This is a genomic window from Leifsonia sp. 21MFCrub1.1 (genome assembly GCF_900107895.1).
Lineage (GTDB): Bacteria > Actinomycetota > Actinomycetes > Actinomycetales > Microbacteriaceae > Leifsonia > Leifsonia soli.
The window spans coordinates 372176-389373 of the sequence record NZ_LT629867.1 but is presented as its reverse complement, the minus strand read 5'-3'; the positions used below and the strand labels follow the sequence as shown (position 1 = coordinate 389373).

The following is a 17198-nucleotide window of genomic DNA, read 5'->3' as shown; positions in this document are numbered from 1 at the left end:
GGGGCGCCGGATGGTCCTAGGCGTCGGCGGGAGCGCCGAGGTCGTCGTCGGGGTCGAGGGCGACGAGGAGGTGCTGGGCCGCGGACACGGCTCTGGGCAGGCCCACGGTCGGTGTGATGGCCAGCAGGGCGTCCGCGAGCTCGAGCACCGTGAGCTGCGCGCTGATGGCCTCGTCGACGGCGGCCGAGAAGGACGCGCTGCTTGCTCCGGTGGCGACGGTGGCGGCGAAGCGGGCGAGCGCCGCGTCCCGTTGCGACAGTGGTGTCTCGGCCGGGTCTCGTGCGAGCGCATCGCTCAAGACACCCGGGTCGTGGATGGCCAGCCGCCGCAGGATGTCGCTGTGTTCCACGGAGTCGCTCCTCACGATCTGCGGGCGGCGGGGGCCGCCTGTCGCCTTTCATTCCACCGCGGACCCGGCAGGGGCGCATCACGAGGATCGGATGACGTCGGGTTCGGCCGCGGGTGCATCTTACGGTCGGTGGTGGACCACCGGCCAGGGCTGCCCGAAGCCTGGCCGGTGGGGTCGGTGGGGTCGGTGGGTCAGCCGGCGGCGAGGCGGCGCGCGAGTTCGGCGATCCGCCGGCCCGCTGCGCCGTCGCCATAGGGTGACGGCGTCTCCTGCAACCGGGTGAGCAGGTCCGGGTTGCCGAGCATCCGGTGTGCCGCGGCTTCGATCGACTCGTCCGGTTTCACGAGCACCGCGAAGCCGGAGTGGATGGATTCGGGCCGCTCTGTCGACTTGCGGACCACCAGCAGCGGTTTCTTGAGCACAGTGACCTCCTCCTGGATGCCACCCGAGTCGGAGACGACCAGGGATGCGCGCTGGGCCAGGTGCAGGAATTGCGTGTGGCTGACCGACTCGAGCAGGTCGACTCCGTTCAGCCAGTCGCTCAGTTCGAAGCGGAGGGCCGCCGCGATCGTCCGCGGGTGCGCCACGAAGACCGCGGGGAGCGGCAGCTGGGTGAGGGCGCGCAGGATGCGGAGCAGGGCGGCCGGATCGTCCGTGTTCTCCGGACGGTGGATGGTGGCCAGGATGAACGGCCCGTCGGTCTGCAGGTCGATCTGCGGGGCCGACTGCTGCAGCGCTCGGTGGGTGGCCTCGACGACGGTGTTGCCGGTGATCTCGATACGGTCGGCGTCGACGCCTTCGGAGAGCAGGTTGGCCGCGTTGTGCGGGGTCGCCGCGCAGTGGATGTCGGCGACCGCTCCGACGACGAGCCGGTTGATCTCCTCCGGCATGTCGCGGTCGCGCGAGCGGAGGCCCGCCTCCACATGGATCACCGGGATCCCGAGGTAGTTGCCGGTCTGCGCGCCGATGGACGTGCTGTTGGTGTCGCCCTGCACGATTATGGCGCGGGGCCGGCGCTCCTGGAACGCCATCGCCAGCTGCCCGATCCCCGCGGCGATCTGGACGACGCGCGGGTCGCCCCCGATGCCGGTGAGGTGCTCGATGCGTTCCGGAAGGCCCTGCTCGCGCAGGTGCTGGCCGGACATCGTGTCGTCCCAGTGCTGCCCGGTGTGGATGACGCGGGCGCGGCGTCCCAGCTCGCGGACCACCGGACCCAGCTTGATGATCTCGGGTCGGGTGCCGAGCACGACGGCGATGTCGTCGCTCATCGCGCCCTCCGATCGCGGTAGACGGTGCCGCCCGTGAGGACGTCGGGGCCGGCGACGAGGAAGATCATCGTGAAGAATCGGCCGCAGACCACGAATCCGACCTCGAACAGGAGCAGGCCGACCAGCAGCCCGTTGCTCAGCCAGAGCTCGTTGGTGATGACGAAGCCGGCCATCCCGGCGGCGGTGGGGATGAGGTGGAGGATCCACCGGCCGGTGCTCGCCATGAGGATGCCGATGATCGCGGACACCACGGACGACGCCGCGACGAACAGCGAAGCGAAGGCCGCCACCCACCCCGAGAAGTAGAGCCCGGTCAGCAGGTAGAAGGCGACCAGCAGTGCGACTCCCGCACTGAGCGCGATGACGGCGACGAGCGTCGCCGTCATCTCGGACGCCCGCGACAGCCGGTGCAGGAGCACCGTCGCGAGGGCGTGGAGGAGCGCGCAGCAGAAGAAGATCACGGTGAGCTGCGTGCCGTCCCCCGTGATCACCGTGGTCCCGGCGGTCAGCCACAGCATGGTGGCGCCGAGCGCGACCACCGCCGCGTTGGCGAGGGTGCTGCCGACGGCCAGCGCCGTCTTCGTCGCGTGGTGCGCGAGACGGTGTGCGCCGCGGGGCGCCGGTCGCAACGTTGTCACGTCTGTCACCTCCGCAGTGGTTCTCATCGGCTGTCGTGGGTACTGCCGGGCTGTGGGATCAGGGATGGTGCGCCCCCTGCGAGACGCACCATCCCCGTGCCCGATCCTGGGGACGGATCAGGCCGTCACACGGGACCGGCGGAAGAGGCGGACGCCTCCGAAGCCGAGACCCGCGAGCGCGATCGCACCCGCAGCGACCACACCGTTCATGACAGGCAGCGGAGCCGTGTTGAACTCGATCGGCGCGCTGACGTCGGTGCCGACCTTCTGCGTGATCGACAGCGGCGGGGTGACGCCGCTGGGGATGGTCGCCGACCAGTTGCCGTTGGCGTCAGCCGTAGTCGTGCCGACGGTCGAACCCGTCGAGTCCTTCACCGTGATCTCAGCACCCGGCTGGGCGGTGCCCGTCAGGGTGTAGTCACCGTTCGCGTCCGGACCCGTCGCACCGGTCGCCGTGAACCCGGAGCCCGCTCCCGGAATCTGCGACTGCGGCAGGGTCGCCGAGCCGGCAGCGGTCGTCAGGCCGGTGTACGGCGTGAATGTGGCGGTCACGTTGCCCGAGATGATTCCCGTCGACTGGATCGGCAAGTCACGAGTAGTTGCGGAATAGTCTGTGGTGTCGATGAGGGCAGGATCCGTGGGACCAATCACGATGGAGTTGGACGTGGTCTGGGTGCGTCCATCCGCAGAGATGGTGCACGTGTAGGTGGCCGTGTTTGGAGCACAGGCCGCCGGGAGGAACTTGAGCCCTGCCGGGAGCGTGAACGAGCGGCCGGCGGTCGAGGTCGTTCCGGGAGCGAAGGTCGCCGTCTTGGTCGCCGTCCCATCGCCCGTGTTGAATCGAAGCACCCCGTTGGTTCCCGGAGTGGCGAAGGAGGTTGCGGGTGACGTCGGAATCACCTGGAGGTTCGTCACGCCCGCGTTCATGCCGCCGGTTGCGGCATTCGCGGCCGTGGCGGCACCCAGGACCATGGCGATCGACGCGACGCCGATGGCCGCGCCGGCCAGGACCTTGCGGCCCGTCTTCTTCTTTGAGTTATGCATGAGTCTTTTCTCCTGTTGTTGCGGAATGAGCGGGCAGAATTCGGGTCTGCCCGTGCGGGTGAGCACTATGGGCCCCCCTCCCCGGAGTCGCGTTGGGCGAGCTCCCGGAGGCTGTGTGGCGCCCGCGCCGGGTTCGCGTCTCTGCGAGGCGGGGTGCACGATGGTGTTCTCCGTTGCGGCGGGTCTTGGCCCACCCGGAGCGGTTCATGGCCACCCGGGCGAAGGCTCGCGTCGAGCTGGCCCAGGTGTAGAAGCTGTAGATCCAGGAGCCGAGCCCCCAGCCGATGGCCTGCGCCCACGATGCGTCGGGCTCGCAGAACTTGCGATACACCGGTCCCCAGACACCGAACGGCGCGACGCCGACGACGAGGTAGACGCCGACGAGCCACCAGTTGTCGGCCAGCCAGAGCCCGGGGCCACCCGGGTAGCCCGCGATGCCGCTGATGATCGCGATGCCGAGCAGCACCCAGGTGACGAAGCCGAGCAGCTGCAGGAACGGGAGCAGCAGGTAGTACGCCGACTCGATCGCACCGCCCGGCCCGAAATGCGGCGAGCGGAGGATATCCCTCAGATACCGGGAGCACTGGATGTTTCCCTGCGCCCACCGCGTGCGCTGGGTCAGGAAGCGCCGGAGGTCGACCAAGCCCTCCTGCTCGACGTAGGTGTCGTGGATGTGCCGGATCTCATAACCGGCGAGCAGCACATGCACGCCGAGCTCGTAGTCCTCGAGCAGGGAGCCGTGCCACGGCTGTCCCTTCTCGCGGTCGATCGCGTCGAGCGTGGCCAGCCGGGTGAACTGGCCGTTGCCGCCGAGACCCACCGTGCGGGTCTGACCGCGGAGCGTCTGCATCGCCGCGATGATCGTGCGGAATTCGAGGTCTTGCATGCGGACGAGGAAGCGGGACAGCCGCGGCAGCGGTGTGCCGTCGGCGGCCTTCGTGTCGTTGCGGTTCTTCATCCGGACCGTCACCTGCGCCGCACCCACCTGCGGATCCCCGAACACGGTGTTCCCGGCGGCCTGCGCCAGGGCGTTCTCGGCGAGCTCCCCGTCGGCGTCGATCACGCACACGATGGTGCGATCCATATCGGCACTCGAGGGCAGCCAGTCGCGGAAGACGCGGTAGGCGGAGTTGAGCGCCGGCCCCTTGCCCGTGCGCGCGTCCGGACGGACGCGTCGCACGAGGTGCACCATGTCGTCGCGGGTCGCACGAGACTCGACGATGGACGCTGTCGCGTCGTCGCTGTCGTCATCGATCACCCAGACATGCGCATCCGGGAAGCGGCTGCGGAGACGGTCGATCGTGGCGTCGACGACCGCTTCCTCGTCACGGCAGGGCACGAAGAAGTGCCAGTCGTACCGATCCGGATCGCCGGGCTCTTCCGGCGTGCGCTTGATGAACGGCACCAGGATGAGCGTGACGTAGCTGAGGAAGGAGATCACCAGCGCGGTCGACGCGACACTGAGGAAGAGGGTCATGACGACACCTGCTCGGCGCCGGGACCGCTGGTCTTCTTCTTCCCGGCCTTCGGAGACCGGCGTCGGGGGCCGTTCATGATGCGCAGCATCAGGAGGGCTGCTCCGACCAGACCGAGGAGAGCGACGAGCGTGCCGATGAGGATGTGCGACCACTCGTAGCCCGCTTCGTCCCACCACAGGGTCGAGAAGGCGATGAGAGCGATCCGGATCGCGTTGACCACCGCAACGATCGCGAAGCCGATGACCGTCGCGAGCACCCAGCGCGGCCAGGTGACCCGGGTGAACATGAGCACCGCGGCCGAGAACAGCAGCATCGGGGTGAGCAGGACGAGCGTCGTGCACTCGACGGTGATCTGGAGACCCAGGTAGTGCAGCGAGTCGAGCTTGATCACGAACTGGTCGGCGAACTGGAAGACGCCGGCACCCAGGAACGGCTTGAGCAGCGCGGTGACCACCGCGGCCTCCAGGGAGCGGAACTGCTCCTGGATGATGATGAAATAGGCGCCGGCGGCGAGCAGCCCCAGGCCCACCAGGTAGCGGAACACGCGGTTCAGCGTGCCGAGCGGGCGCAGGCTGTTCTGCCGCACCCGCGCAGCGCGCCGGGTGACGGACGCGCCTCCCACGGTGGCGCCGGTCATCAGCGTGCCTCTCGCTGGGCGCGGCGCCTCTGGGCGATGCGGAGCAGGAGGATGCCTCCGAGGGCGGCGCTGAGGGCGATGATGGCGAGACCCACCACCTGGAACGGCGGAACGCCGGTCGAGGCGAGCACTCCGCCTGCACCCAGTCCACTGGGGGGCAACGTGTTGTACATGAGCAGGGAAACCTTTCTCACCGGCCGGCCTGATTCGGGTGTTTGCGGGTGGTGCTCTGGATCGGGTGTGGCCAGCCGGGATGAACGAGTGAAACCCTAGGCAGGCGGTTTCGCGGCGCCCGGCGGGTTGATCGGCAGTTCAGTAGGGGGTGCCGGGCAATGGAGTGGGTGTCGATGCGCGTTCAGTAACGAGGTGCGGGCGTCTGCGTGGAGGTGGCGCTCGACACCGAGGTCGTTGCGGGCGAACGCCAGGGCGCGTCCCGTTTTGGCCGCCGACGCGCAATGGTGATGTGGGACTACCTAACCTCTGCCCATCCGATACGTAAAACTGCCGAGTATCAGCGTGAGCGCCTCGTGCGCGCGCTAACGTCTCACTCCAGCGGCCTCTTACCAGACCGCCTTGTACACCCTTGGGGAGGGCCATCCGTGTCGCTACGTCGAGCCGAGACCGAGATCGCCATCGCCGCAATCGGCGATGGCATTTCGCTCGAGATCGTCGGCGGCCACGGCAGCGGCCGCACGACATTCCTGAACTCGCTGGGGATGCAGCTCGCAAGCCGGTCCTTCCACGTGGTCTCCCTGCATGGCGTGCGCCCCCTCTCGTCCCGGCCGCTCGCCGCCCTCAACGTCGCGGGCTACGCGGCCAGGGCCGACGGCCGCCCCTCCGGCATCGACACCGTGCTCGCAGAGCTCGTCGACCGGCTCCCGCAAGGCTCCTCGCTGATCACGGTCGACGACGGCGACTACCTCGACGAGATGAGCTGGGGCGTCCTGGCCGCCCTGCACGCCCGGCACCGGGTGCCCATCGCGTTCACGCGCCTCGCCCGGCCGGCCTGCTCGGCCATCACCAGCTCGTTCGGCCTCGGCGAGGTGTCGACGCTCGAGCTGCGTCCCCTGCGCTTCGACGAGCTCGCCACAGCGCTCGAGAGCCAGCACGGCGGCCCGCTCGACGCGAGCACCCTGTCCCAGCTCTATGCCCGATCGGCCGGCAACATCGGCCTGGCGTGCGCGATGCTCGAGTCGGGCCTGCGCGAAGGCCGCATCGAGACCCGCAACGGGGTCATCACCACGGATCAGTCGCTGTGGGCGCCATCGCTGGTCCAGGCGGTGGAGCGCCTGATCGACCCGCTGACGCCCGAGCAGCGCGGACTCCTCGAACTGCTCGCCTTCGTCGGGGTGCTCGACGTCGAGACCGCCGACCTGCTCGGCACGTCGCGCGACCTGGAGCAGCTGGAGGACCTCGATCTGGTCAAGCTGCTCCCCTCGGGCGACCGGCAGCTGGTCAGCGTCAGCCCGCCGCTCGTCGTCGACTACTTCCGTCACTTCGTCCGACCGGCACGCCGGCTGCGCCTCATCAGGACGCTGCGGCAGACACTCGACCCGGCAGGGCGCGTCGTGTTGCCGCCGGCACGCGTCCAGGCGGGAGAGTCGGCCGCACAGCTCGTGCACCTCATCCACGAGCGCCAGGAGACGCGGGCGGTCATCGCCCGCAGCGAGTGGGATCGCAGCCGGACACTCCGGTCGGCGATCCCGTACATCGAGGCCCTGTCGGAGGCGACGCGCGCGACCGCCGACATCGACGCCGCCTTCGAGGAGTCGGCGCCGCTGGTGGATGCCGAGGCGCCGGATCGCGCGCCCGACGACCTGCGCGCCGCCTGGCACGCACTGCGCGCGGTCCACGATGCCTACAACCACCACAAGCCGGAGGAGGCGGTGCGCCGACTGCGTGCGGACGCCGCGACGGCCGGCGCCTACGCGGGAATCATGCTCGCGTGCGCGGTCGAGATCGAGCTGGAGCTCATCGGGCCGGTCGACGACTCCGGGCTGCCTGATCCCGATGGGGACGACGAGATGCGCTCGGCCGTGCGGATCGCCATCCACCGCGCCCGGGCGCTCGTCGCGCTCGTCCGCGGCGAGCTGGCGGCATCGGAGCGGCACCTGGCGGCGATCCGCGAGATCAGCGGAGAGGAACTCGACCTGGTGTGCTCCGCACTCGTCGCAATGATCCTCGCGCTCCGCAGCCGCACGACGGAGGCGCTTGCCCTGGCCCGCGCCGGGATCGAGTCGAGTCGCCTCCGCTTCGACGCCGTCGGGATGCAGACCTTCGCGGCCATCGCGAGCTTCTGCCGGATGGCAGACGGCAACTACGGCGAGGTGGAGGAGATCCTCGACGAGATGATGAGCCTCGGCGACTCCTCCGGCCGGGCGCCGCTCACTCCCTTCGCCCACCTCTCCCTCACGATCATGTCCAGCGTCACCTCGTCACGGCGTGGACGCCGAGCGGTCGCGGACCAGCGCGATGCCGAACTGTTGCGGATGCGGACGCCCGACGGGCCGTATCCGACGACCCAGCGCTCGTGGGCCTTCGGGCAGAGTCTGGCCAGCCGCGGCGAGTTCCCGGAGGCCGCGGACGAGTTCTCCCGCTGCGGAGACCTGCTCTGGGCGCGCGGAGCCCGCCTCTCCGCGGCACTCGCCTACAACTCGGCCCTCGAGATCGACCCCTCCACGGAGCGGCTGGCGCGGCACGCCTCCCGCATCGAGCCGGTGGAGGGAGCTCTCGTGCAGGACACGTTCGAGCACGTGACCGCCGTCGTCCACTCGGACGGACCGGCCCTGCTGGCCAACGCCGACCGGTTCGCCGACGGGGGCAGGTACGGCCTGGCCCTGGCATCCCTCTCCGCGGCGGCGAAGAGCTTCGCGGAGGCGGGCGACGACGCGTCGGCGGCGCGCGCCCGCGACCGGCACCGCCGCCTCCGCGACACACTGCAGCCGGACACGTTCGACGCGGACCGGTTCCGCACCACCTACGTGGAGCTCACGGCGCGGGAGCTCGAGGTCGCCCGCTACGCGGCGGCCGGGCTGACGAACCAGCAGATCGCCGACGAGCTCGTCCTCTCGGTGCGGACGGTCGAGAGCCACCTGCACCGCGTGATGCGGAAGACCGGCGTCGAACGTCGACACCACCTCAAGAAGGTGATCGGGTCGGCCGGAGCCGGAACCTAGCCGAATGTCCGATGTCATGCAGATGAGGTGATGCCCGGCGGGGAGGCGCCCGCCATCCTGAGAGTGCAGCGGGGAAAGCGGGGGAACATGCACGCCTCGGGCATAGCCGCGGTCGGCGGCGGCGTCCGCGTCGATCTCGGCCAGGAAGCACGCGCGCAGCAGGTGGCGCACGCGGTCGACGCGGTCGAGCACGGGACCTCGGTGGAAGTCAGCGGGCCGGCGGGAAGCGGGCGCACCGCCTTTCTCCATGCCGTGGGAAGCCGGCTGGAGGGGCACGGCTGGACGGTGCTCGCGGTCGCCGGAATCCCGGCGCTGCTCGCACGGCCGCTCGGCGCGCTCGGCGCCCTCGGCGCGATCTCGGCCGCGACGGCTCACTCGGGCGATGTGCACGCTGCCGTGGACGAGCTCGCCGACCGCCTGCCTCCCCGGCGGGCCGTCGTCGTCGTGGACGACGGCGACGATCTCGACGACGATTCGTGGGGAGCATTGTGTGCGCTGCGATCGGCACGGCGGACCCCCGTTCTCTGGGCGCGGCGGATCGGGGCGGAGGATGCGGTGAGCTCCGGCGGCCCCTGGAGCGCTTCGACTGGTTCGCTCGAGGCGGCAGCGCTGCCGGGCGCCGGAGCGAGACCGACGGGCAGCGCAAGCGGACTCCACGGCGTCTCCAGCATCCAGCTCGGCGGCCTGCGCTACGACGAGTTCGTCACGCTGCTGAACACGCGGTTGGAGCATCCCGTCGACTCGTCCACTGCGGCACGCGTGTTCGCCCAGACGGCCGGCCGGCCAGGACTCGCCCTCGCCGCCGCCGAGACGGCGCTGCGGGAGCGTCGGCTCCTCGCCGACGGACAGGGGGTCAGCGGAGTCGGCAGCCTGTGGTCGCCGGCACTCGCCCGCCCGCTGCGTGCACTCGTCGAACCGCTCGACCGGCGGCAGCACGATGTCGTCGCGCTGCTCGCGCTGCTCGGCGAGACGGGCATCGAGACCGCTGAGGCGCTGGCGACGGACGACGAACTCGACGGACTCGAGGCGCGGGCGCTCATCCGCATCCGCGAATCCGGCGGCGAGATGCTCGTCAGCGTCGACCCGCCCCTGCTCGCCGACTACCTGCGCGGCACGACGAGGCCGGCACGACGTCGCCGGCTTCTCCAACGGGCCCGGGATGCGGCATCGGTCGCCACGACCGACGCACCGGACCCCGGATATTCCGAGAGCGCCGCCCAGCTCGTGCAGAGTCTGCACGACGCGGAGAAGGCGCGGGTCGCCCAGGCGGCTCGCGCCTGGGAGGCCGGGCGGACCATGGAGGCGGCCATCGCGTACGTGCGCACCCTGGCGCGCTCCGCCGGCGCCGTCGACCCGCGGATCGACGACGTGCTGCACGCCTCGTCGACGCTGCCGGTCGGCGACGAGGGTCGTGCCGCCTGGGCGATCGAGAACGCGTACAACACGGCGTACCGGCACGGCGAGCCGGAGCGGGCCGTGGCAGACCTGCGCTCGGCCGCGGACGGATTCGGACGGCACGCCGGGCTGGTGCACGCCCGCGCGGCGGAGATCGAGATCGAACTCGTCGGCGAACCGGACCTCTCCCTGCTCCTGGATCCGGACGACGTCGGACTCCGTCCGGAGGTCGCAGCGGCCGCCCACCGCGCACTCGGCTACGGCCTGCTCGTCGGCGGCCGGGTGGGCGAAGCGGTGCGCCATCTCAACGCCGCACGCGCGGTCGGCGCAGAAGATCCGGTGGTCGATCACCTGGAGGCCTTCGCCCGGCTGGTCCGAGGCGATGTCGGGGCGGCCACCGGCGAGGCGAGGGCCCGATTCCTGGAGTCCCGGGCCGCGCTCGATCCGGTCGGGATGCGGCTGCACGGCAGCATCCTGACCTTCGGCTCCCTGGCATCCGGGGTGCACGGCGACCTCGACGACGTGCTCGCCGAGGTCGCGATGCTCGGCGGTCCCGCCGGGCCCCCGCCGGTGGGGCCGTCGACGGCGCTGTCGAACACGGTCATGGCGCTCGTCGTGGCCTCTCGGACGGGACGCCGCGCCGGCGCCGGCCATCACGACGCCGACCTGCAGGCGAGCATCCTGCCCGACGGTCCGCTGCCCGGGATGCAGCGCGCGTGGGCGCAGGCCCAGGCTGAGCTGTGCGCGGGCGAGACGGGTACGGCGGCGCGGACCATGGGAGAGGCAGCGGATGCCCTGTGGAAACGAGGCGCGCGACTGGCGGCCGCGTTCGCGTACCTCATCGCGATCGAGATCGAGCCGACGCGCGAGCGGTACGACGGCGCCGCCGCGCGCATCCGGTCGGTCGACGGTGAGCTGATCGGCTCGAGCCTGCGCTATGCGGCCGGACTGGTGGAGGGGTCGCCGGAGACGCTGGTCGCACTCGGCGACGCCTTCATCGGCGAGCGGCGGTACTCCCTCGCCCTGGCGGCCTACGCCCGCGCGGCCGACCTCCACACCGACGCGCAGCGCCCGGCGGACGCGGCCGCTGCCCGCGCCCGCGGCGACGAGCTGGAGCGGACCGTCGGCATCGGGCGGTTCGACCCGCACCGGTTCGTCAGCACCCGGGCCGAACTCACCGCGCGGGAGCTGGAGGTCGCGCGGCTCGCGAGCACCGGGCTGACCAATCGGCAGATCGCGGAAGAGCTGGTGCTGTCGACGCGGACCGTCGAGAGCCACCTGCACCGGGTCATGCGCAAGCTGCGCGTCGAGCGGCGATCCCAGTTGAAGGAGCGGATGGAGGGCGCACCGGACGAGTGGCGCTGACCCGATAGGGTCGGAGCATGCCCGAGAACAGTGACGTGGCGGCGGCACTCCAGCAGCTGCACAGCATCCGTCAGAGCATCGACAACATCGATGCGGCGGTCATTCACATGCTCGCGGAACGGTTCAAGTTCACGCAGCAGGTCGGTGCGCTGAAAGCCGAGCACGGCCTCCCGCCCGCGGATCCGGAGCGCGAGAAGGAGCAGATCCTGCGCCTGCGCGCGCTGGCCGAGGAGAGCCACCTCGACCCGGCGTTCGCGGAGAAGTTCCTGACCTTCATCGTCGCCGAGGTCATCCACCACCACGAGCGCATCGCCGGCGAGAACGGCAGATAGCGGGATGGGCTGGGATGCGTCGGCGCTGCCGGACGCGCACGGGCGCACGGTCGTCGTCACGGGAGCGAACGCGGGCGTCGGCTACTTCACTTCGGAGCAGTTGGCACGCGCCGGTGCGCGAGTGGTGCTCGGCTGCCGCGATCCGGAGCGCGCGGAGGCCGCGGTGTCGGCGATCCGCCGACGGGTGCCCGGCGCCAACGTGGAGGCGCTGCCGCTGGATGTGACGGACCGGAGGTCGATCGACGCGGCCGCGGACGCCCTCCTCGCCGTCGAGCGGGTGGATGCGCTGGTGCTGAACGCGGGCATCGTGCACCCGCCGCGCACCCGGCACACGGACGAGTACGGCAACGAGCTCGTGCTGGCCACCAACGTGCTCGGCCACTTCCGGCTGGTCGCGCGCAGCATCCCGGCGCTGCAGCGAACGCCCGGGTCGCGGATCGTGACGTTGGGGTCGATGGCGTCGCGCCTCGGGCGCGTGCGCGCCGACGACCTCCAGCTGGAGCGCTCGTACACCGCGTGGCGGGCGTATGCGGCTTCGAAGATCGCGGCGCAGGTGTTCGGGTTCGAGCTCGACCGCCGGCTGCGCGCAGCGGGATCGGACGTGCAGAGCATCGTCGTGCACCCCGGCTACTCGACCTCCGGACGCACCCCGGGCATCCGCGGCGTCAACCAGCCGTCCAGGCTCAAGCGGTTCGCCGACAATCTGCAGGCCGCGTGGACGCAGGGCAAGGACGAGGGAGCGCACGTTCCGGTGCGCGCGGTGCTCGACCCGGCGATCGAGGGCGGCGACTACCTCGGCCCGGCCGCGTGGACGAAGGGCGCCCCCGTGCACACGCCGGCGACCCGCGCATCCCGCTCACCGCGCCTCGGCGCCGCCCTGTGGCCGCTGTTCGAGCGCGCCGCCGACCAGCCGTTCCCCGTCTGACGCACGAACAGCTCCTGAGTTTTTCGCACGAATCGTCGCGGTTCGTGCGAAAAACTCAGGAGCTGTCGGTGTGTCAGGGCAGGACGACGGTGGAGAGCAGGAGGTGCGTCGAGGGCACCTGGGAGCGCAGGGCATCCCGGGCGGCGGCGTAGTCCGAGCCTTCGGCCTCGATCTCCTCGACGGCGGACGGCCGGATGACGGCCGTTGCGATGACCCGGCCTCCGCGGGGCATCGCGTTGTGGACCTGCACCAGGTCGAACCCGTCGGGCACCTGCTCCTCGATGAGCGCGCGGGCCGACGCCGCGTCGTCCGCCTCGGCGGTGAGCTCCCGCGTCTCGCTGCTCTGGATGAGACCGCGCACCTTCATGCTTCAACGCTACCCGACCGCTGACCGGATCCTGTCCGCATCGAGGGGGCGGCCCCTCCCGTGCCGCCGGGCCGCCCGATACGGTGAAGGGATGGACTTCCTCACTCAGCCCATCGATCCGACCTCCGAGCGCGACCTGGCCGCGGGAGGCCTGCGCCTGACCCTCGTGGACACGAGCGACGCCGCGGCCTTCGACGGGTGGATCCGCGCCGACTTCCGCGGGTTCCACAGCGGCCGGCCGAAGGACGACGTGCTGGAGGAGGCCCGCGGCTACCTGGCCGGCCGCCGCACCACCGGCGTGTACGACGACGCCATCCCGTCTGGGGAGCCCGTCGGCACCGTCAACTCGTGGGTCGCCCCGCTGACCGTTCCCGGCGGTGGCCGGGTGGACGCCTGGGCCATCAGCTCGGTCACCGTCGCGCCGACCCACCGCCGGCGCCGCATCGCCACGGCGCTGCTCGGCGGCGAGCTGCGCACCGCCCACGCGCTCGGTGTCCCCCTCGCCATCCTGACCGTCTCCGAGTCGGTCATCTACGGCCGCTGGGGATTCGGACCGGCGACCTTCGCGACCGCGTGGAGCATCGACACCAAGCGCGTGCGCTGGGCCGGCGCGGAGACCACCGGCCGGCTGTCGTTCACCGACGCGGAGGAGTACCGCGAGACCGGCGAGCGCGTGCTCGACCGGGTAATGGCGGCCCGCGCCGGCGAGATCGCGCTCGAGCCCTACCTCGCCCACCGGCTGATCGGTCCGCTCAAGGGCGACCCGGATGCGGAGAAGTACCGGCTGGTGCGCTACGACTCCCCGGAAGGCGAGCCGGAGGGCTTCGTCTCGTACACGGTCAAGGACGACGAGGCGGACGACTTCACGCGCCACACGGTGGAGGTGAACTACCTGGCGGCGGCGACCGACGAGGCGCTCACAGCACTCTGGCGGTATCTCTTCGAGCTCGACCTGGTCGCCCGCGTGAAGATCTGGACCCGCGGGGTCGACGAGCCGCTCCCGGCCCTCGTCTCGGACATCCGCGGTGCGACCGTCACAGACGTCGAGGACCACCTGTGGGTGCGCATCCTGGATGTCCCTGCGGCTCTGCAGGCGCGCTCGTACGAGCGAGACGGGTCGCTGGTGCTCGACGTCGCCGACGACCTCGGGATCGCCGCCGGACGCTACCGGATCACGGTGGCGGACGGCCGCGCGGAGGTGGTGACGACGGGCGACGCGGCGGACGTGAGCCTGCCGGTCAGCGCGCTGGGCAGCGTGTACCTCGGGCACGACACCGCGCGCGGGCTGGCGGTGGCGGGACGCATCCACGGCGACGTCGCGGCGCTCGACCGGATCTTCCGCACGGCGGTGCCCCCGCGGCTCAGCACCTGGTTCTGAACACGCAGCGGACTGAGCGAATGACCGCCCCAGGCCGGCCGAGGTTCGGCCGGCCCGAGGCGGGGTCTCAGCGGGCGACCAGGTCGGGCTCGCTCGTGGTGGTCTCCGGCTGGTCGAGCATCGTCGAGGGACGGTTGCTGAGAGCGAAGACGTAGACGATCAGGCTCGCCGCGATGACGACCGTCACGTAGCCGATGAACAGGGTCAGTTCACCCGCCTCCTTCGCGGCGCTGAACAGCAGCGGCGCCGTTCCGCCGAAGACCGAGTTGGCGACGGCGTAGCCGAAGCCCACGCCGAGGGCGCGGATGTTCGACGGGAAGAGCTCCGCCTTCACGATCGCGTTGATCGAGGTGTAGCCGGTGAGGATGATGAACCCGCCGAACAGGATCGCGAACGCGGTGAACGGGGTCGTCGCCGACGGGAGCGCGGTGTAGAGGAACCAGGTGTACGCGACACCTCCGATGCCGAAGAACACCAGCAGCGGCTTGCGGCCGATGCGGTCGCTCAGCCAGCCGCCGAGCGGCTGCAGCAGCATGAGCCCGACGAGGGCGGCCAGGTTGACCAGCGTGCTCTGGACGACACTCGAGGTGCCGAGGCCCGCCTGGATGATCTTCGGACCGTTGACCGTGTACGCGTAGAAGGCGAGCGTGCCGCCCATGGTGATCAGGAAGCACAGGATCAGCGGCTTGGTGTTGTTCCGGAACAGCTCGCGCAGCGTGCCGGCGGAGCTGCGCTGCCCGGTGCGGACCGCGGCGATCGCGACCGTGCTGAGCGACTCGTCCATCGACCTGCGCAGCCAGAACACCACCACGGCCGCGACGCCGCCGATCGCGAACGCCACACGCCAGCCCCACGACTCGATCGCCGGGGTCGGCAGCGTCACCACCATGACGAGCAGAGTGGCCTGCGCGAGGACATGCCCGCCCACCAGAGTGACGTACTGGAACGACGAGAAGAATCCGCGCCGGCCCGCCGGGGCCGCCTCGGACATGTACGTCGCGCTCGCGCCGTACTCGCCGCCGGTCGCCATGCCCTGCGCGAGCCGGAAGACCACAAGCGCCACCGCCGCCCAGACGCCGATCACGTCGTGCGTGGGGATGAGCGCCACCCCGAGCGAACAGCACGCCATCAGGGTGATGGATGCGGTGAGCGCCGTCCGGCGCCCGTAGCGGTCGGCGATCCGACCGAAGACGAGCGAGCCGACCGGACGCATCAGGAAGGTGACGGCGAAGATCGCCCACACGTAGAGCTGGGAGCCGGATTGCTGCGGTGAGAAGAACTGCTTCTCGAAGTAGACCGCGAACACCGAGTAGACGTAGACGTCGTACCACTCGACGAGGTTGCCGGCCGAGCCTTTCAGTGTGTTCGAGATCGCCCGCCGAAGCGTCTGCGGTCGGATGACAGGGGTATTGCTGGACATTGCGTCTCCATCGGCACAAATAGAACGGTTGTACCTACGAAGACGGACGGCCGGCACGCATCATGACGCGCCGACGGGAAATCAGTCGATCAGGTCGTGACGCACCACGATCTGATCGCGCGCAGGCCCGACGCCGATCGCGGAGATCCGGGCGCCGGAAAGGCTCTCCAGTGCCAGCACGTAATCCTGCGCGTTCTTCGGGAGATCCTCGAACGTGCGGGCGCCGCTGATGTCCTCGGTCCAGCCGGGGAACTCCTCGTAGATGGGCGTCGCGTGGTGGAAGTCGCTCTGCGAGGCGGGCACCTCGTCGTGGCGGACGCCGTCGACGTCGTAGGCGACCGCGACCGGGATGCGCTCGATGCCGGTGAGGGTGTCCAGCTTGGTCAGCACGAAGTCCGTCACGCCGTTCACACGCGCGGTGTACCGGGCGACGGGAGCGTCGTACCAGCCGGTGCGTCGTGGGCGACCCGTCGTGGTGCCGAACTCGAACCCGCGCTCGCGCAGGAACTCGCCCCACTCGTCGAACAGCTCGGTCGGGAACGGGCCGGCCCCGACCCTCGTCGTGTACGCCTTGACGATGCCGATGACGCGGTCGATCCGGTTGGGGCCGATGCCCGAGCCGGTCGCGGCGCCGCCGGCGGTGGAGTTGGAGGAGGTGACGAACGGGTAGGTGCCGTGGTCCACATCCAGCATCGTCGCCTGGCCGCCCTCGAAGAGCACGTACTTGCCCTCCTCGAGTGCCTGGTTCAGCAGGAGGGAGCTGTCGACGACCATCGGGCGCAGGCGCTCGGAGTACTCGAGCAGCTGCTCGACGACCTCGTCGACCGTGATCGCCCGGCGGTTGTAGACCTTCACCAGCAGGTGGTTCTTCTGGTCGAGGGCTCCCTCGACCTTCTGCCGGAGGATGTTCTCGTCGAAGAGGTCCTGGATGCGGATGCCGACGCGGTTGATCTTGTCGGCGTACGTCGGCCCGATCCCGCGGCCGGTGGTGCCGATCTGGCGCTTGCCGAGAAAGCGCTCCGTCACCTTGTCGATCGTGCGGTGGTACGAGGTGATGACGTGGGCGTTCGAGCTGACCTTGAGGCGCGAGACGTCGACGCCGCGGGCGATCAGGGCGTCGAGCTCCTCGAACAGGACCTCGATGTCGACGACGACGCCGTTCGCGATGACGGGCGTGACGCCCTCGGTGAGTATGCCGGAGGGCAGCAGGTGCAAGGCGTACTTCTCATTGCCGACGACGACGGTGTGGCCGGCGTTGTTGCCGCCATTGAACTTGACGACGTAGTCGATGCGGCTTCCCAGGACGTCGGTCGCCTTGCCTTTGCCTTCGTCACCCCACTGGGCGCCGATGATCACGATCGCGGGCACGTTTCACGTCCTCTCGGTGGTTGGAACACGTCGGCGCCACGCGGACGACCGTCGCACT

15 protein-coding genes are annotated in these 17198 nt (G+C 70.5%); 5 read left to right on the top strand and 10 right to left on the bottom strand.

The features are described from left to right. Nucleotides 1–16: 16 nt before the first annotated feature. From BLW09_RS18850 to BLW09_RS18840, 7 genes are all read right to left on the bottom strand, one after another. Nucleotides 17–349, bottom strand: coding sequence for a hypothetical protein (locus BLW09_RS18850; RefSeq protein WP_157696886.1), 333 nt, complete (start codon nt 347–349; stop codon nt 17–19). A gap of 191 nt (nt 350–540) precedes the next feature. Beyond that, nucleotides 541–1617 (bottom strand): non-hydrolyzing UDP-N-acetylglucosamine 2-epimerase, encoded by a 1077-nt coding sequence (wecB, locus tag BLW09_RS18845; protein WP_157696885.1) that lies wholly within the window; start codon nt 1615–1617, stop codon nt 541–543. Further along, nucleotides 1614–2255 carry a hypothetical protein gene (locus tag BLW09_RS01725; protein WP_157696884.1) on the bottom strand — a complete coding sequence of 214 codons (642 nt, stop codon included), beginning with the start codon at nt 2253–2255 and terminating at the stop codon, nt 1614–1616. Before BLW09_RS01725 ends, wecB begins: the two co-directional genes overlap by 4 nt. Before the next feature lie 117 nt (nt 2256–2372). Next, nucleotides 2373–3299, bottom strand: coding sequence for an Ig-like domain-containing protein (locus BLW09_RS01720; RefSeq protein WP_089907613.1), 927 nt, complete (start codon nt 3297–3299; stop codon nt 2373–2375). Continuing rightward, complete coding sequence (locus BLW09_RS01715; protein WP_089907610.1) at nt 3292–4776, bottom strand: glycosyltransferase family 2 protein; 1485 nt, start codon at nt 4774–4776, stop codon at nt 3292–3294. The genes BLW09_RS01720 and BLW09_RS01715 overlap by 8 nt, the downstream gene beginning before the upstream one ends. Continuing rightward, a complete protein-coding gene (locus BLW09_RS01710; RefSeq protein ID WP_089907608.1) occupies nt 4773–5414 on the bottom strand; it encodes an exosortase/archaeosortase family protein in 642 nt (213 codons plus the stop codon). Before BLW09_RS01710 ends, BLW09_RS01715 begins: the two co-directional genes overlap by 4 nt. Then, nucleotides 5414–5608: a hypothetical protein gene (locus BLW09_RS18840; protein ID WP_172824159.1), complete on the bottom strand. Its 195-nt coding sequence runs from the start codon at nt 5606–5608 to the stop codon at nt 5414–5416. The genes BLW09_RS01710 and BLW09_RS18840 overlap by 1 nt, the downstream gene beginning before the upstream one ends. Nucleotides 5609–6013: 405 nt before the next feature. Between BLW09_RS18840 and BLW09_RS01705 the strand changes: the two genes are divergently transcribed. The 4 genes from BLW09_RS01705 to BLW09_RS01690 all read left to right on the top strand — a co-directional run bounded on the left by BLW09_RS01705 (nt 6014) and on the right by BLW09_RS01690 (nt 12607). Beyond that, nucleotides 6014–8590: a helix-turn-helix transcriptional regulator gene (locus BLW09_RS01705; protein ID WP_089907605.1), complete on the top strand. Its 2577-nt coding sequence runs from the start codon at nt 6014–6016 to the stop codon at nt 8588–8590. 87 nt (nt 8591–8677) lie between these two features. Further along, nucleotides 8678–11350, top strand: a complete 2673-nt coding sequence (locus BLW09_RS01700; RefSeq protein WP_157696882.1) for a helix-turn-helix transcriptional regulator — start codon at nt 8678–8680, stop codon at nt 11348–11350. Nucleotides 11351–11367: 17 nt separating this feature from the next. Beyond that, complete coding sequence (locus BLW09_RS01695) at nt 11368–11682, top strand: chorismate mutase (protein ID WP_089907599.1); 315 nt, start codon at nt 11368–11370, stop codon at nt 11680–11682. Nucleotides 11683–11686: 4 nt separating this feature from the next. Then, nucleotides 11687–12607, top strand: coding sequence for an SDR family NAD(P)-dependent oxidoreductase (locus tag BLW09_RS01690; protein ID WP_089907596.1), 921 nt, complete (start codon nt 11687–11689; stop codon nt 12605–12607). A 73-nt stretch (nt 12608–12680) separates the two neighbouring features. Here BLW09_RS01690 and BLW09_RS01685 read toward each other — a convergent pair whose 3' ends face one another. Further along, complete coding sequence (locus tag BLW09_RS01685; RefSeq protein ID WP_089907593.1) at nt 12681–12974, bottom strand: hypothetical protein; 294 nt, start codon at nt 12972–12974, stop codon at nt 12681–12683. Nucleotides 12975–13065: 91 nt separating this feature from the next. Between BLW09_RS01685 and BLW09_RS01680 the strand changes: the two genes are divergently transcribed. Next, nucleotides 13066–14352 carry a GNAT family N-acetyltransferase gene (locus BLW09_RS01680; protein WP_089907590.1) on the top strand — a complete coding sequence of 429 codons (1287 nt, stop codon included), beginning with the start codon at nt 13066–13068 and terminating at the stop codon, nt 14350–14352. A gap of 67 nt (nt 14353–14419) precedes the next feature. Here BLW09_RS01680 and BLW09_RS01675 read toward each other — a convergent pair whose 3' ends face one another. Both BLW09_RS01675 and BLW09_RS01670 read right to left on the bottom strand, forming a co-directional pair. Further along, a complete protein-coding gene (locus BLW09_RS01675; protein ID WP_089907587.1) occupies nt 14420–15772 on the bottom strand; it encodes an MFS transporter in 1353 nt (450 codons plus the stop codon). Between the two features lie 81 nt (nt 15773–15853). Next, on the bottom strand, nt 15854–17140 hold the full coding sequence (locus BLW09_RS01670; protein ID WP_089907584.1) for an adenylosuccinate synthase: 1287 nt from the start codon (nt 17138–17140) through the stop codon (nt 15854–15856). Between the last annotated feature and the right edge of the window lie 58 nt (nt 17141–17198).

Bases quoted from the DNA above. Each gene is read 5' to 3' on its own strand.
- BLW09_RS01700 (WP_157696882.1), top strand. From the start codon at position 8,678: ATGCACGCCTCGGGCATAGCCGCGGTCGGCGGCGGCGTCCGCGTCGAT.
- BLW09_RS01710 (WP_089907608.1), bottom strand. From the start codon at position 5,414: ATGACCGGCGCCACCGTGGGAGGCGCGTCCGTCACCCGGCGCGCTGCG.
- BLW09_RS01690 (WP_089907596.1), top strand. From the start codon at position 11,687: ATGGGCTGGGATGCGTCGGCGCTGCCGGACGCGCACGGGCGCACGGTC.
- BLW09_RS01675 (WP_089907587.1), bottom strand. From the start codon at position 15,772: ATGTCCAGCAATACCCCTGTCATCCGACCGCAGACGCTTCGGCGGGCG.
- BLW09_RS01685 (WP_089907593.1), bottom strand. From the start codon at position 12,974: ATGAAGGTGCGCGGTCTCATCCAGAGCAGCGAGACGCGGGAGCTCACC.
- BLW09_RS01720 (WP_089907613.1), bottom strand. From the start codon at position 3,299: ATGCATAACTCAAAGAAGAAGACGGGCCGCAAGGTCCTGGCCGGCGCG.
- BLW09_RS01715 (WP_089907610.1), bottom strand. From the start codon at position 4,776: ATGACCCTCTTCCTCAGTGTCGCGTCGACCGCGCTGGTGATCTCCTTC.
- BLW09_RS01680 (WP_089907590.1), top strand. From the start codon at position 13,066: ATGGACTTCCTCACTCAGCCCATCGATCCGACCTCCGAGCGCGACCTG.
- wecB (WP_157696885.1), bottom strand. From the start codon at position 1,617: ATGAGCGACGACATCGCCGTCGTGCTCGGCACCCGACCCGAGATCATC.
- BLW09_RS01695 (WP_089907599.1), top strand. From the start codon at position 11,368: ATGCCCGAGAACAGTGACGTGGCGGCGGCACTCCAGCAGCTGCACAGC.